The organism is Bacillus sp. M5A3_1b (assembly GCF_053345335.1).
Map to the genome: position 1 here is coordinate 531,928 of NZ_JBKEZY010000001.1, position 15,588 is coordinate 547,515.

General features: G+C 35.7%; 15 protein-coding genes and 2 riboswitches. Of the genes, 7 read left to right on the top strand and 8 right to left on the bottom strand.

Translation table 11 applies throughout. The features are described 5' to 3' along the window. Nucleotides 1–100 precede the first annotated feature (100 nt). The gene (locus tag ACLBWW_RS02835) at nucleotides 101–343 is read left to right on the top strand and encodes a DUF2626 domain-containing protein (RefSeq protein WP_000440719.1); all 243 of its coding nucleotides are present in this window, start codon (nucleotides 101–103) and stop codon (nucleotides 341–343) included. Nucleotides 344–449: 106 nt separating this feature from the next. Then, nucleotides 450–1,844 carry an L-cystine transporter gene (locus ACLBWW_RS02840; RefSeq protein WP_048546455.1) on the top strand — a complete coding sequence of 465 codons (1,395 nt, stop codon included), beginning with the start codon at nucleotides 450–452 and terminating at the stop codon, nucleotides 1,842–1,844. A 233-nt stretch (nucleotides 1,845–2,077) separates the two neighbouring features. Here the strand turns inward: ACLBWW_RS02840 and ACLBWW_RS02845 are convergent, their stop codons facing one another. Both ACLBWW_RS02845 and ACLBWW_RS02850 read right to left on the bottom strand, forming a co-directional pair. After that, complete coding sequence (locus ACLBWW_RS02845) at nucleotides 2,078–2,485, bottom strand: hypothetical protein (protein ID WP_048546457.1); 408 nt, start codon at nucleotides 2,483–2,485, stop codon at nucleotides 2,078–2,080. Between the two features lie 98 nt (nucleotides 2,486–2,583). Then, complete coding sequence (locus ACLBWW_RS02850; RefSeq protein WP_001008334.1) at nucleotides 2,584–2,799, bottom strand: DUF3912 family protein; 216 nt, start codon at nucleotides 2,797–2,799, stop codon at nucleotides 2,584–2,586. 252 nt (nucleotides 2,800–3,051) lie between these two features. On the opposite strand from ACLBWW_RS02850, the gene ACLBWW_RS02855 reads away from it, so the two are divergent. After that, on the top strand, nucleotides 3,052–3,363 hold the full coding sequence (locus ACLBWW_RS02855; RefSeq protein ID WP_001093232.1) for a hypothetical protein: 312 nt from the start codon (nucleotides 3,052–3,054) through the stop codon (nucleotides 3,361–3,363). A gap of 36 nt (nucleotides 3,364–3,399) precedes the next feature. Here ACLBWW_RS02855 and ACLBWW_RS02860 read toward each other — a convergent pair whose 3' ends face one another. From ACLBWW_RS02860 to ACLBWW_RS02885, 6 genes are all read right to left on the bottom strand, one after another. Next, nucleotides 3,400–3,888 (bottom strand): hypothetical protein, encoded by a 489-nt coding sequence (locus tag ACLBWW_RS02860; protein WP_141497593.1) that lies wholly within the window; start codon nucleotides 3,886–3,888, stop codon nucleotides 3,400–3,402. A gap of 79 nt (nucleotides 3,889–3,967) precedes the next feature. After that, nucleotides 3,968–4,342 carry a nucleoside 2-deoxyribosyltransferase gene (locus ACLBWW_RS02865; RefSeq protein WP_001012499.1) on the bottom strand — a complete coding sequence of 125 codons (375 nt, stop codon included), beginning with the start codon at nucleotides 4,340–4,342 and terminating at the stop codon, nucleotides 3,968–3,970. Between the two features lie 102 nt (nucleotides 4,343–4,444). Then, nucleotides 4,445–4,705 carry a DUF3966 domain-containing protein gene (locus ACLBWW_RS02870; protein ID WP_000817963.1) on the bottom strand — a complete coding sequence of 87 codons (261 nt, stop codon included), beginning with the start codon at nucleotides 4,703–4,705 and terminating at the stop codon, nucleotides 4,445–4,447. A 96-nt stretch (nucleotides 4,706–4,801) separates the two neighbouring features. Further along, nucleotides 4,802–5,860 carry an undecaprenyldiphospho-muramoylpentapeptide beta-N-acetylglucosaminyltransferase gene (gene murG / locus ACLBWW_RS02875; protein ID WP_447613901.1) on the bottom strand — a complete coding sequence of 353 codons (1,059 nt, stop codon included), beginning with the start codon at nucleotides 5,858–5,860 and terminating at the stop codon, nucleotides 4,802–4,804. Between the two features lie 18 nt (nucleotides 5,861–5,878). After that, nucleotides 5,879–9,277 (bottom strand): methionine synthase, encoded by a 3,399-nt coding sequence (gene metH / locus ACLBWW_RS02880; protein WP_098076712.1) that lies wholly within the window; start codon nucleotides 9,275–9,277, stop codon nucleotides 5,879–5,881. Beyond that, nucleotides 9,277–11,109 carry a bifunctional homocysteine S-methyltransferase/methylenetetrahydrofolate reductase gene (locus tag ACLBWW_RS02885; protein WP_048541557.1) on the bottom strand — a complete coding sequence of 611 codons (1,833 nt, stop codon included), beginning with the start codon at nucleotides 11,107–11,109 and terminating at the stop codon, nucleotides 9,277–9,279. The genes metH and ACLBWW_RS02885 overlap by 1 nt, the downstream gene beginning before the upstream one ends. A 70-nt stretch (nucleotides 11,110–11,179) precedes the next feature. Next, nucleotides 11,180–11,289, bottom strand: a riboswitch (SAM riboswitch). A 203-nt stretch (nucleotides 11,290–11,492) separates the two neighbouring features. Next, nucleotides 11,493–11,602: riboswitch (SAM riboswitch) on the top strand. Nucleotides 11,603–11,844: 242 nt separating this feature from the next. Here ACLBWW_RS02885 and metI point away from each other — a divergent pair. The 4 genes from metI (at nucleotide 11,845) to ACLBWW_RS02905 (ending at nucleotide 15,516) form a co-directional block, all read left to right on the top strand. After that, the gene (gene metI, locus ACLBWW_RS02890; protein ID WP_048541556.1) at nucleotides 11,845–12,957 is read left to right on the top strand and encodes a cystathionine gamma-synthase/O-acetylhomoserine thiolyase; all 1,113 of its coding nucleotides are present in this window, start codon (nucleotides 11,845–11,847) and stop codon (nucleotides 12,955–12,957) included. Next, a complete protein-coding gene (gene metC / locus ACLBWW_RS02895; RefSeq protein WP_000122285.1) occupies nucleotides 12,954–14,117 on the top strand; it encodes a cystathionine beta-lyase in 1,164 nt (387 codons plus the stop codon). Before metI ends, metC begins: the two co-directional genes overlap by 4 nt. A gap of 162 nt (nucleotides 14,118–14,279) precedes the next feature. Then, a complete protein-coding gene (locus ACLBWW_RS02900) occupies nucleotides 14,280–14,792 on the top strand; it encodes a cysteine hydrolase family protein (RefSeq protein ID WP_447613903.1) in 513 nt (170 codons plus the stop codon). A 433-nt stretch (nucleotides 14,793–15,225) separates the two neighbouring features. Further along, a complete protein-coding gene (locus tag ACLBWW_RS02905) occupies nucleotides 15,226–15,516 on the top strand; it encodes an ArsR/SmtB family transcription factor (RefSeq protein WP_000894375.1) in 291 nt (96 codons plus the stop codon). The last annotated feature ends 72 nt before the right edge of the window (nucleotides 15,517–15,588 follow it).

The window sequence follows — 15,588 nt, forward strand, 5'->3', positions numbered from 1 at the left end:
ATAATTGGCTTCTTTTTATATGAATGAATATTTACAATAGTAAGAAAAATAAACTATAATGAGGAGAGGTTTACTTTTTTTAGAAAAGGAGGGAGATGGCATGGAGCGCATGTTTCGCGTTCTCGGCTTTTGGACTGGAATTTTCTCGGTTATGTTTTACGTAGGGGATATGCAACAGGCCGCACTACTATTTTTAGGACAAACAGGTTTCTTCGTACTTTTAAGCTATTTAAATTTAACAGAGCGTATGTATATATACGTATTCGGGGCATATTTAACTGTTTTCTTCATAGGATTTACATACTACACGACGTTTTTACTTGTCCCTGGAGCTGGACATTAAAGATGGCATTTTGCCATCTTTTTTTTAATTCCGCAATTCCCTAGTTGACTTATAGGTTTTATTACCTTATATTCTATATAACAGATTGGAATTAGGGGGAATCAACATGAATACACTGCTTGTCGGAATTAACGTTGCAGTCATGCTCATCTTAGTTGGCGTATTATATTATATGCAACGTAAGCATGTATCTTTTAATAAACGTGTATTTACTGCTTTAGGAGTCGGAATTATATTCGGTCTTATATTACAATTTATTTATGAGCCAACTTCTAAAGTAATTATTGAATCAAATACTTGGTTTGGCTTGATCGGTAACGGTTATGTGAAATTACTTCAAATGATCGTTATGCCACTTATTTTAGTATCTATTATTTCCGCATTTACAAAATTACAGTTAACGAAAAACCTTGGTAAAATTAGTGGTCTTATTATCGGAATTTTAATTCTTACTACAGGAATTGCTGCAGCTGTCGGTATCGCCGCAAGTGCAGGATTTGATGTATCTGCAACAGGCCTGCAACAAGGTGATGCAGAATCTGCTCGTCTGAAACTAGTTGAAGAAAGATTTACTTCTATTGAAAAAACAACAATTCCAGATAAATTATTAGAGCTGTTACCTACAAATCCGTTTCTTGATTTAACAGGTGCTCGTCCAACATCAACAATTTCTGTTGTAATATTTGCAGCCTTTATCGGTATCGCCTTTATAGGGGTAAAACGAAAATATCCAGAACAAGCAGAACTATTTAAGAAAATGCTTGATGCTGTATATGCAATCGTAATGCGTATGGTAACATTAATTTTACGTCTTACTCCATACGGCGTATTAGCTCTTATGGCAAAAACAGTTGCTGGTAGCGATATAAATGCTATTTTAAAACTTGGTAACTTCGTGTTAGCGTCTTACGTGGCACTTATCATAATGTTCGTTATCCACTTATTATTAATTGCTCTATCTGGTTTAAATCCAATTCAATATTTAAAAAAGGTGTTCCCTGTATTAACATTTGCATTCACATCTCGCTCTAGTGCTGGTGCAATGCCATTAAATATTGAAGCGCAAAAAGAAAAGCTTGGTATTTCCGAAGGGATTGCAAACTTCGCAGCATCATTCGGAGTATCTATCGGACAAAACGGTTGCGCAGGTATTTATCCAGCAATGCTTGCAATGATGGTCGCTCCAACTGTAGGAATCGATCCATTACAACCACAATTTATTTTAACTTTAATCGCTGTCGTTGCTATTAGCTCATTCGGTGTTGCCGGTGTTGGTGGTGGTGCAACATTCGCAGCGTTAATCGTACTATCTACAATGAACTTACCAATCGGTATTGTCGCTCTTGTTATCTCAGTTGAACCATTAATCGATATGGGTCGTACAGCTCTTAACGTAAGTGGTTCTATGACAGCAGGTCTTATTTCTAGTAAATGGCTTGGTGAATTAGATCAAGATACGTACAATCAAGATGATACAAAAACTGGTGAAATTGCTTCATAATAAAAAGGATGCTAACAAAAACTGTTAGCGTCCTTTTTTAGTTCTTTTCATCTTCCTCTTTGTCTTTTATACATAAGGCATAACATATTGTTTCAAACACTATGTATAAAGCTCTACCAATTACTTCAGCCATGATAAGAACACCACTTATATATCATTACGTATAGATATAACTAAATTATGCTACTTTTCATTTTTTTAATAACTATTAATTATAAACTAAAGACTAACTATTATTCCTCATCTGCAAACTGTAAAAACTCTTCCAACCGCTCCTTTAACTCCTCCTCTATCTCACAATAAGTTTCATCAACAAGTTCACCACTTAACTTACTTCCCCAAAACCTTATTTGAAGCGGTACTCCTAAAAAATAATTACAACATTCCCAGATAGGAACTGTATAAAATTCAGTCATCTCTCCTTCTTCATCTAATACAGCTATCGAAATGGATGAATAATATCCTGTTTCAAAAGGATCTTCTTTATCTCTGATGAGTTCTATAAATAATTCCATGTTTTTTTCTATGTACAAATGTGAATAATCTTTAAAAAGTTTAAATGATATTCTCTCTGTTTCCTTCTCCATACACTGAATTTTCTCTTTTAACTCCAATGTAAAATCTTGTTCTTTATACTTCATTCTCGCCTCCTAAAACACTGAAAAAGAGAATACCAATCTCGTATTCTCTCATTCTTATGCTGCTACAATTATTTTTATTATCTCACAGCCCGTCCTTTTCACAAATAACCATTTTGTTCGCACCATTTATGAAATTGTCCTACGTCTACTCCAACTAACACGATATCCTTTAGCTCTACATCAATGATTTGTTCTCCAATTACAATAGCAAACTGCGATTCTAATTTTGTCTCGCTGTTCTTTACAATTCCAATTCGGTTCCGATGCGGTCCATCTTTTATATATGCTTTTTGTCCTACAATATCAAAGTTCAAGTCTCTCACCTCTTTTATTGCGCTTAAATTTGAAATACGAACTCAAATTCGGAAATTTTCCTTTCCTTGCACTATTTCTCTATATATATGACGAAACAATAAAAGAGTCCTCCCTTCTTTACAATTATTTTTTCTTTGTTTCATTTTTGTGATTGAAACGTAAAGTTTATAATAAAATACACTTGGAAGCGCTTTCTATGTAATTTTTTATGTTATAATATATAAGTAGAACTTCGCAAAGAGGGTTAAAAAATGAATACAAAAATGATTAAAAAAGTAATTGACGCATTAAAAGTATATGGCTTTCAGAATGTATCATTCTGTGACAAAACGAAACAATTTTTATTTCATAACGAAATGGATATTATGAGCGGCTATGCAGAAATAACATATAGTAGTCAATTTGAAAAATTCAACGTACAAATTCATCCGATTGAAACACATCACCAAGCAGAGTTGCAAGAGGTTGAAAGACATATACAGGCCTGTATAAGAAAAGTGGAATATTTAAACGCACTTCTTAGCGGACAAACAAAACTAGATGACAAAATTATTATAATGTAAAAAAAGAACGTGAGGATATCACGTTCTTTTTTTACATTATACGTTCATCTTTTCCTTCAGTTGTAATCCTGTAATGGATTCTAATACATCCATTGCTTCTCCAAATGTCATATCAAAAATTGTCTTATCTTCTATGTATGGAAATTGTCTAAAGCGTTTTTCTAACATTTTCACGGCGTCCGACGTAAAGTGTACACTATCAATGCCAAATTCTGTTTCAAGAAGAACGATCCAATCTAACACATGAAAACCTAATCCATTTACGAATGAAATAAGTTTTTCTTCTGGCTGTGAAGATAAGAATACGTGTCGTTCCATCTCACCGAAAAGTTCTTCACCTAAAACTTCTGCTAATTCATCATCATGTTCGCGTTCAATAATCTCTTCATATCCGTAATCATCCACAAGCTCTTCTACTTCTTCACTATCCCCACAAAGCAATTGACTAAGAACGGCCTCTTTCTTAAATTCACTATTTTGTACGACTTCTAAAAAGCTCGTTTCCCATCCATTTTCTAATTTCATATTATATACTCCTTTATATACGTTTCTTATCATCACTGTTCCCAAAAGATCACTTTTATAACCTTTTAGGTCGTTACTATTATTTCACATGATTCATAACATAAGATGCAAATTCAGTTGCATCTCCTTCAAAAATATTTATTTCTGGCAAATGATAGAACGTTGTTTGAAGCGGGTTTCTTTCATGATATACATATATCTTTTTCTCTAGCGCAATCGCCATTCCAAACTCTGTATGGCTCCCGTTTCCGCCATCTAATATAAGTAAAAAGACATCCGCTTCTTTAATAGCATTCTTTTCTGCCTGACCAATTTCTCTTAATTGATCTTGATTCACTGCTCTTTCGTTTCTTGTCCAATCATATGTATGGTGCCATCCTGCATGTTTCAGTTCATTTGCTATAGAACGTACAAGATGTTTATTTTGGAATCCTGAGGCGACATAAAAATTCATTTATATACACTCCTTCATTATGTACGGGAAACTCCTTTTAGCGTTACTTGCTATAAACATAATAAAGAACTAAAGAACGACTTCAAAAAAAAATCCCCATCTTTAAAACTTATTTGCGTTTAAATGATGGGATTCTTCATGCTCTTCTTTTATTTTCTTCTTTTTATAACTTTCATCAGCTAACATTTCTAGTTCAGCTGTTATTTCTGATTTTTCAAGCTCTCTTTCTTGCGAAAATTTCCTTGAAATATAAACAATAACACTACCAACGTACAACACAAAGCATATAATAAGTGCAGTATTTTCATAGAGACTTAGCTCCAACACAGTCACTCCTAATCCATTCGTATTTTCACGCTTCATTACTTGGAATTTCCCTACTAATCCATTTGTTATTGTAACATAAAAATATCAATCCTTGGAATCTTTCATCCTACTAAAAAAGACATGATTGTTTCATCATGCCTCTGAAATATGTTGAATGATTGTTTGAATTGCTTCTTTTCCATTATATTTTTTTAGTGCTGTTTTATACATTTCATTATTTTGATTTAATTCTTCGACATGCTTTATAAGTGATTTCACAGTCACATCTTCCTCATACAATACGGAAGCATATCCTTGTCTTTCAAAAGACTCTGCATTTAGTATTTGATCTCCACGACTTGCAAATTTCGATAGCGGAATTAAAACCATCGGCTTTTGCAATGTTAAAAACTCAAAAATTGCATTAGAGCCCGCACGTGAAATAACAAAATCTGTTATCGCTAATATGTCTGGCAGTTCTCCATGTACATATTCAAATTGTTTATATCCTTCTTTATTTTGTAAGCTTTCATCAAGATTACCTTTTCCGCAAAGATGAACAATTTGATATTTTTTCAAAAGTTCTGGTAACGCTTCTCGAACCGTTTCATTAATTTTCTTTGCGCCCAAACTTCCTCCCATGATTGTAATAACTGGCTTTTTACGTGAAAAACCTAAAAACACTAAACCTTTTTCACGATTTCCCTTTAGCACTTCTTCACGTACAGGAGATCCTGTATAGATTACTTTTTCTTTCGGTAAATGTTTCGCAGCTTCTTCAAATGTAACAAATATTTTCGAAGCAAAACGGAGCGCAATTTTGTTTGCTAGTCCTGGCGTCATATCAGATTCATGTAATAAAACAGGGACTCTATTTAGCCAGCCTCCAATTACGACTGGTACAGATACGAAACCACCTTTTGAAAAAATCACATCCGGTTTTAGTTTTCGAATCCTTACATACGCATCCATAACACCCTTCATTACAAGAAAAGGATCTTTTATATTTTTTAAATCAAAATAACGACGTAGCTTTCCACTTGAAATACTATAGTACGGAATGCCTTCCTTTTCTATAATCGTTTTCTCAATCCCTTGATGAGAACCAATATACGAGATATCCCAATTCTGTTCTTGTAAATGTGGAATGATGGCTAAATTAGGTGTTACATGCCCTGCCGAACCGCCACCTGTAAAGACTATTTTCTTCATACGTCTCCCCCTTCTACACTATAATACACTAAAATATCTTGCCTCAGGGTGAGAAAATACCATAGCCGTTACAGACGCTTCTGGCTCCATCATAAATCCTTCTGTTAATGAAATACCTATTTCTTCTGGATGAATAAGGCGAAATAACTTTTCTTGATCCGCAAGTTCTGGACATGCTGGATAACCGAAAGACACTCGTATCCCTCTATATTTCGTACGGAAACGTTCTTCCATCGTCAGTTCTAGTGAATCTGGAATACCCCAGCGATCACGAATGAGCATATGTGTTTTTTCAGCAAGACCTTCTGCTAGTTCAAGCGCTAACGATTGGATCGCATGGCTGCGTAAATAATCACCCTTCGCCTTCCACTCTTCAGCAATGTTCCGAACGCCTTCCCCAACCGTAACAGATAGGAAAGCAACATAGTCCATCTCATCTCCAACTGGTCGTAAATAATCACCTAAAGTACGATATGGTGCTTTTCCTTGTCTTGGGAATGTAAAACGCTCTATAACACGCGTATGATCTTCTGGATCATATATTACAATGTTTTGTCCATCACTTTGCGCTGGGAAAAATTGATACACCGCTTTCGGTTTTAACCAAGATTGTCCTTCCTGCAATAATTCATCTATTAAATCATTTAATTCGTGTGCTCTCTTATCTCCCTCTCGCAAAAGCTTCTTCACATTTCCTTTTAATCCAAGGTGATGTCCAAGTAGCATTTGTCTATTTAAAAATGGAGCGAGATGAAGGGCTGGAATATCACGTAATACAATTCGTTTTGTTGAATCAGGTATCATAACCTCTGCCTTCGCTAATGGCTCAATTACTGCTGGAATTTCTACTTTCTTCTCCTCTTTTTTTACGATATGAAGATGACGCTCTTTTTTATCTTGTTTCATCTTCTCACGCTCTTCTTCCTTTTGAAGCTTATTAATAATATCAAGACCAGTCATCGCATCACTCGCATAACATACGAGCCCTTTATATGATGGTGAAATACGATTTTCTGTAAATTTTCTCGTTAACGCTGCCCCGCCTACAACGATTGGAACATCAATATTTGCAGCTTTTAAATCTTCAGCAGTCGTTACCATTTGTTGCGCTGATTTTACTAATAAACCAGAAAGACCAATAATGTCAGGCTTCTTTTCTTGTACTTCTTGAACAATTCGATCCGAACGAACATTGATTCCTAAATTAATAATCTCATATCCGTTATTCGATAAAATAATTTCAACGAGGTTTTTCCCAATATCATGTACGTCACCTTTAACAGTTGCTAATAATACTTTCCCCTTTTTCGCACTCTCGCTAGATTCCATATGTGGCTCTAAATAGCTTACGGCAGCTTTCATACTTTCAGCACTTTGCAATACTTCGGCAACGATAAGCTCATTATTATTAAATAATCGTCCCACCTCATCCATTCCTGTCATAAGTGGGCCATTAATAATATCCAAAGGTTTTCTTCCTTCTGTAAGTGCACGGCTTAAATCTTCTTGTAGTCCTTGTTTCGTACCTTCTACAATGTAATTTGCCAGCCTTTCATCAAGAGTTAATGTTTCTTGGGTAACGACATCTTTCTTTTTTGCCGCGCGATAAAAATTTGTAAATTCTTCTAACGTCTCTTGCGTCGTTTCAAAAAGTAGTGCATCAGCAAGACGTTTTTCTTCCTCTGGAATTGACGCATACCGTTCTAATTTTTCCGTATTCACAATTGCGTAATCTAATCCTGCTTTCGTTGCATGATATAAAAAGACGGAATTTAATACTTCTCGGCCAGCTGGTGGTAAACCAAAAGATATGTTACTTACACCTAAAATCGTTAAACATTCTGGTAAGGCTTCTTTAATAAGACGAATTCCTTCTATCGTCGCTGCCGCCGAGCCGATATATTCTTCATCACCTGTCCCTACAGGAAATACAAGTGCATCAAAAATAATATCTGACGGGCGTATACCATATTTCGTCGTCAATAACTCATAACTTCTTTTTGCGATTTCGAGTTTTCGTTCTGCACTAACCGCCATACCATCTTCATCAATTGTTCCTACAACAATAGCAGCACCATATTTTTGAAGAAGCGGCGTCACTTTTTTAAATCGTTCTTCTCCATCTTCTAAATTAATTGAATTAATAACAGCTTTTCCTTGTATATAAGTAAGAGCTCGCTCCATCACATTTTCATCTGTTGAATCAATCATAATTGGTACTTTTAACACTTTCGTAACTTCTGCCAAGAAGTTTTCCATATCTTCTATTTCATCGCGATCAGGATCTGCCATACAAATATCAATAATATGAGCATTTTTCTTCACTTGCGCTCTTGCGACTTCAGCAGCCTCTTCAAATTTCCCTTCTGCTACTAATCGTTTAAATTTACGTGACCCAATAACGTTTGTTCTTTCACCAACAAATAATGGTCTCATAGAGTCATCATATTGAAGTGCCTCTAATCCACTAACCCCGTGTCCAGCTCTTTCGTGGTGTTCACGCGGCTTAAGAGAGGCTAACGCGGATTTCATTGCTTTTATATGTTCTGGTGTTGTGCCACAACAACCACCGATAATATTAACCCATCCTTCTTCAGCAAATCGCTTCACTTTTTCAGCGAGAGAAGATGGCGATTCATGATAATGTCCATCTTCATCAGGAAGACCTGCATTTGGATAACAAGAAATGTAACACTCCGACAACTCAGATAGTGAACGAATATGGTCTCTCATAAACTCCGGACCGGTCGCACAGTTTAACCCAACAGATAATGGCTTCATATGTTCTACTGATAAGTAAAAAGCCTCAATTGTTTGCCCGGCCAGAGTCGTTCCCATCGGTTCAATCGTTCCTGAAATCATAATAGGTACAATTTTATTTAGCTCATCAAAAGCTGCTTGAATTCCAATATAAGCAGCCTTCACGTTACGCATATCTTGACTCGTCTCAACGAGTAATACATCTACGTCGCCATTCAATAAGCCTCTAGCCTGCCGTGTATAGGCTTCAATTAATTCTTCAAACGTCACACCACCTGTAACACTAATCGCTTTCGTTGTTGGTCCCATTGCTCCCGCAACATATACTTCCTTCCCGCTTTCTTTGACCGCTTGCTTCGCTAAACGCGCTGCCGTCTCATTTAATTCCTCATCTAAATGAGACAACTCATAATCACTTAATACAATATTTGTCGCCCCAAATGTATTTGTTTCAATAATATCTGCTCCAGCTTCAATATAAGCTTTATGAATCTTTAAAATGACATCAGGCCTTGTTTCTACTAAATATTCATTACAGCCTTCGTACTCTTCTCCTCCGAAATCTTCCGCAGTTAAGTCCTCTTGCTGGATCATTGTTCCCATTGCACCATCTAATATTAAGATGTTATTTTGTAATTTTTCTTCTATACATTTCATCAATTAATACCTTCTTTCACTTCTTGCTTTTCTCTCACATATTTAACAAGATGTTCTGTAATTTCATATTTTAGAAATGGTGTAATAAGATAAATGCCGTTAAAATACTTCATCGCCGCATCGATTAATTCTTGTGAAATGAGAATTCCTTCCTCAATTGCTGCCTCTTTCGTTTCATGTCCATCCATTCTCTCCCTTATTTCTTCAGGTAGTGTAATACCCGGTACCTCAAAATGAAGGAAATCTGCATTCCTTTTACTTATTAATGGCATAATCCCAATAAAAATAGGTTGTTCCAAATGCTTTGTCGCTTCATACACTTCTTCAATTAACGCGATATCATAAATTGGCTGCGTTAAGAAATATTCCGCTCCAGCATCTATTTTCCGTTCCATTCGCTTAACCGCTGCTTTTAAATGTCTTACATGCGGATTAAACGCACCTCCCACTGAAAACCTTGTTGCTGGACCAATTGATTTCCCTAAAATCGAGCGCCCGTCGTTCATTTCTTTAATCATTTTAATGAGCTCAATAGAGGACAAATCATATACAGAAGTGGCACCTGGAAAATCACCAACGCGTGCTGGATCCCCAGTTAAAGCTAACACTTCTTCCATACCTAACGCTGATAGGCCTAGTAAATGAGATTGTAGTCCGATGACGTTATGGTCTCTACACGTTAAGTGCGTCAATACCGGAATATCGTGCTTCGTTAATAATGCCCCCATTGCCATATTCGAGATGCGAGGCGATGCTAATGAATTATCTGCTAGAGTAATAGCATCTGCCCCAGCTCTTTTCAATGCTCTTGCGCCTTCAAAAAATCGCTGCGTATCTAACGTTTTCGGTGGATCTAATTCCACTACTACTGTCGTTTGTTTTTTTGCTTTCTCTGCTAAAGTGACATGAGCTTTCGAACGTTTCTCATGTGTATGAACTACTTTCGGTCTTTGAATCGTATCCTTTTCTATTACAGGTGTAACATTTGCAATTGCACGTTTCATACTTTCAATATGTTCTGGAGTCGTGCCACAACAACCACCCAATAATCGGATACCTTGCTCAATAAATTTCGGTGTCATCGCTTCGAAATAAGCCGGACTTCCCTCATATACGTAGCGTCCCTCCACATAATTCGGGAGACCTGCATTTGGATATGCTGACAAGTAGCCATTTTGCGGAATCGATATCATTTTAAAAGCTTCCGTCATGTGAAGTGGCCCTAGTTGACAGTTCAATCCAACAACATTTGCACCGTAATCTAAAAGCTGTTTTAATATTTCATTTACATCATTTCCATTTTGAGTTGTACCTGCCTCATGCAATGCTAATTGAGCTACAATTGGAATATTCGTTTGTTTTCGTAACACCTGAACAGCATGAAGTAATTCAAACTCATCATAAAAAGTTTCTAATAGCAGTCCATCAACCTGTTCTTCTAGTAATGCACTTGCCTGTTCCAGTAACATAAATTCTCTTTCCATATCAGTTGTCGTAACAGCTCCGATATGTTTCATACCACCAATTGTTCCTAAAATTGCATTTCTGTCTGTAACAGATGCTTTCGCCAGTTTTACTGCGGCTCTATTAATTTCAGTAACTTGATTTTCTAAACCATACATACGTAATTTCGCTTCATTTGCTCCGTACGTATTTGTTTGAATCACATCAGCCCCAGCAGCTACATATTGCTTATGAATCGATATAATTAAATCTGGATCAGATATATTCAATTCTTCAAAACTACTTTGCAAACCATGTGAATGTAATAACGTCCCAACCGCACCATCACCTATTACAATTCCTTTTGATAATAAATCTAGTAATTTCACAAATCTCCCTCATTTCTATCAATATAAAAACCCCCTCTTCACTTTGAAGAGGGGGACATAATTGTTCCTCCTCTTATTATGCAAAACATTCGTTTTGCAGGTATTAGCACCGTTTCAAACATTTCGTTTGAAGGTTGCTGGGTTTCACAGGGCCTTTCCCTCCACCGCTCTCAATAAGAGTTTGTCTTTATTATTTTATTTATGTAGCTAAAAGGAAATACGTTCCCCTTTTAACAATGTTTGTTAATTTTTTAATAAATTTAGCATGCACAAATGCAAAAGTCAATGACACTTGCGGAAAAATAAAAATTATTTAAAATAAAGTTGCAATTCAATTATCTTTTGTTGTAAAGTTAAAAACATAATAAAATTTCATACGAACATTCTTATCTAGAGAGGTAGAGGGACTGGCCCTTTGACGCCTCAGCAACCATTAACATTTGTTAATAAGGTGCTAATTCCAGCAAATTGTGAAAGATTTGACAGATGAGAAGAAGACTCTATTCAAACCGAAAGCCTTCTTCTTTAGAAGGCTTTTTTTATTTTCCCCCGCTATTTGAGGGCAGTAAGATTCCCAACTCAAAATTCAGCTGGAACAAAGAAGTTAGGTGGGAATCAACTGCCCGTAAAAGCTCGATTGGTGAGGGCTGATAATCAGTGGGGATGAATCCCTCACTGATTAAAGTTTCACTTTACATTCACTTAATTGTTAATTTAAAAAGGAGGAATTTTCACATGTCAACTATTGAAACAAAACTAGCACAAATCGGAAACCGGAGCGAAACTACAACAGGAACTGTTAACCCACCTGTTTATTTTTCAACTGCTTATCGTCATGACGGAATTGGTAACTCTACTGGCTTTGACTATTCACGAACTGGCAATCCAACTCGTGGTCTTTTAGAGCAGGCAATCGCAGACTTAGAATATGGTGAACAAGGTTATGCCTGTAGTTCAGGGATGGCAGCTGTTCTCCTCGTCCTCTCCCTATTCCGTTCTGGAGACGAACTTATTGTATCTGAAGATTTATACGGGGGCACTTATCGATTATTTTCTGAGCACGAAAAAAAGTGGAATGTTCGATGTAGATACGTAAATACACAATCCATTAAACAAATTGAGCAAGCTATCACAACTGAAACGAAAGCTATTTTCATAGAAACTCCAACTAATCCGTTAATGCAAGTTACTGATATTGCCGCTGTCGCAACTGTAGCGAAAAGACACGGACTACTTCTTATTGTAGACAACACATTCTATACGCCTTATATACAGCAGCCATTAACAGAAGGTGCCGACATTGTACTTCATAGCGCAACGAAATATTTAGGAGGACATAACGATGTCCTAAGCGGACTTGTCGTTGCAAAAGGAAAGGAACTTTGTGAGGAAATCGCTCATTATCATAATGCCTCTGGTGCGGTCTTAAGTCCATTTGACTCATGGCTATTAATTCGTGGTATGAAAACGTTAGCGCTTCGCATGAGACAACATGAAGAAAATGCAAAAGCAGTTGTTGCTTATTTAAATGATGAAGACGGGGTGACAGATGTATTTTATCCTGGAAGAGGTGGCATGATCTCATTTCGTCTGAAAGATGAAACATGGATTAATCCATTCTTACAATCTTTATCCTTAATTACATTTGCTGAAAGTCTTGGTGGTGTTGAAAGTTTAATGACGTATCCAGCAACGCAAACACACGCTGATATTCCTGAAGAAATCAGAACAGCAAACGGTGTATGTAATCGTCTTCTGCGATTTTCCGTTGGCATTGAAAATAGTAACGATTTAATTCAAGACTTAAAGCAAGCCATTAAACTTGTAAAAGAAGGGGTAAGAATATGAGTTATTCTATAGATACACTCTTACTGCACAACCAATATAAACATGACTCACAAACAGGAGCTGTTAACGTTCCCATCTATAATACATCAACATTCCATCAGTTTGATGTAGATACGTTCGGAAAATATGACTATAGTCGCTCTGGTAATCCAACTCGTGAAGCTCTTGAAGATATCATTGCTTTATTAGAAGGAGGAACAAAGGGATTTGCCTTCGCATCAGGAATTGCAGCGATTTCTACTGCATTCCTCCTTCTTTCACAAGGCGATCACGTACTCATTTCAGAAGACGTATACGGAGGAACTTACCGAATTATAACTGAAGTGCTCTCCCGTTACGGTGTGTCACATACATTTGTTGATATGACAAATGTAGAAGAAATAAAGCAAAACATTAAGCCAAACACAAAACTCTTTTATGTGGAAACACCCTCTAATCCACTTTTAAAAGTGACAGATATTCGTGCTGTTTCTAAACTTGCAAAATCTATTGACGCCCTTACTTTTGTTGATAATACATTTTTGACACCACTATTCCAGAAACCACTTGATCTTGGCGCCGATGTCGTTCTTCATAGTGCCACAAAATTCATTGCCGGTCATAGTGATGTTACTGCCGGATTAGCGGTTGTAAAAGATGCCGAACTCGCTCAAAAACTTGGATTTTTACAAAATGCATTCGGCGCTATTTTAGGTCCTCAAGATTGTTCTCTCGTACTTCGCGGTCTAAAAACATTGCATGTACGTCTTGAGCATTCAGCTGCAAACGCCAATAAAATTGCACATTATTTACAAGAGCACGCTAAAGTTAAAAATGTCTATTATCCTGGCTTACAAACACATCTTGGATTTGATATTCAACAATCTCAAGCTACATCAGCCGGAGCTGTCCTATCTTTCACTTTACAATCAGAAGACGCACTCCGCCAATTTTTATCAAAAGTAAAATTACCTGTCTTTGCAGTTAGTTTAGGAGCTGTCGAATCGATTCTTTCCTACCCAGCTAAAATGTCACATGCAGCATTGTCGCAAGAAGCTCGTGATGAAAGAGGGATTTCTAATTCATTACTTCGGTTATCCGTCGGCCTTGAAAATGTTGACGATTTAATATCCGATTTTGAAAATGCCCTTTCTTATGTAGAAGAACCTGTAAATGCATAGAACGAACAGAAGATATGAAATTAAGTTTTCATATCTTCTTTTTTATACCGTTAAGTATATTTTTTACTTTTCGTATAGTCCATAAAAAAGCAAAAGAGCACCATCTATTTCTAAATAATGAATTAATTGATATATTAAGAAGTAAAAAAGGGGGCAAAAATAATGGATATTTGTGCAGATGTTTTAATCGTTATCGATTTACAAAATGGAGTATGTTATAGCGAAGAGCATTTATTCGATTTACAAAATTTACTTACAAAAGTAAATAAAAGAATTTCTTCATACAGAAAATCAAATAAACCCATCATTTTTATTCAACATTGTGACGATGATTTAGTACCCGAAAAAGAACTTTGGGCTATTCATGCTGATCTAGATGTTCAGGAACAAGATTTTTTTGTAAGAAAAACACATGCCAATTCATTTTATAAAACAAACTTGAAAGAGATTTTAGAACAATTATCTGTACACCGTATTGAATTTTGTGGTGCCCAAACAGAGTACTGTATGGATGCTACGATTAGATTTTCCCATGGACTAGAATACGAAAACTTCATGGTACAGAAAGCAACCTCTACGTTAAATAATCCATTTATGTCCGCAAAAGAGACGATTGATTTTTATGAGAACATATGGAACCGCAGATTTTTAAAGCTGATAAAAGATGAACTCTAGAATATATAACTAATGTCTTGGTAATTCTAAAATTTATCAGCTATACTCAAATATTTTGTTATCACCATAAAGAAGCTGACTATATTCAGCTTCCTTTCTTTTAACCTGTTTTATATTCTATATATAACATTATAATTCCTTTTTCTTATTATTTTAAAAATTTTGTATATTCATTTGAAAGAATAAGAAAATCATGATAAAATTGTGTTACAAATATATCTATATCTTTCAATTTTTAAAACGCATCGAAATTTTCGCCCAAAAATGTCATTTTACAAAACCATGCAAATTTATCTACTTTATTTACATCAGGGTCTCTTTTCTTACAATTTCTTTACTTTAGGACTTTTTTTCTGCAACAACTGTTTTCTTTTCTTTAATTTTTTGGTATGTATAGTATGGTATAACAGCTCACACGGAGGTGGAAAAGAACATGTTAGAAACCTTTCAAAAAGAAATAGAACTATATGAAAGCAATGCAGAATTATTGAAAGTACTTGCTCATCCTGTTCGCTTATGTATTGTAAAAGGATTAATTGAACGTGGTCCAAGCAACGTTTCTACAATGTACACTGGCTTAAACATGCCACAATCTACAATTTCACAGCATTTAGCAAAATTAAAAAGTGCTAAAATCGTTTCCAGTGAAAGAAAAGGATTGGAAATTTATTACAAAGTAGAAAACGAGACAATTATTCAACTCGTTCGCGTATTATTAGGTTAAGAGCTCATAAACAGAGAAAAAGGGCGTATTTTATATTTTTTATCTCATATCTTTAATATAAATATATATCAT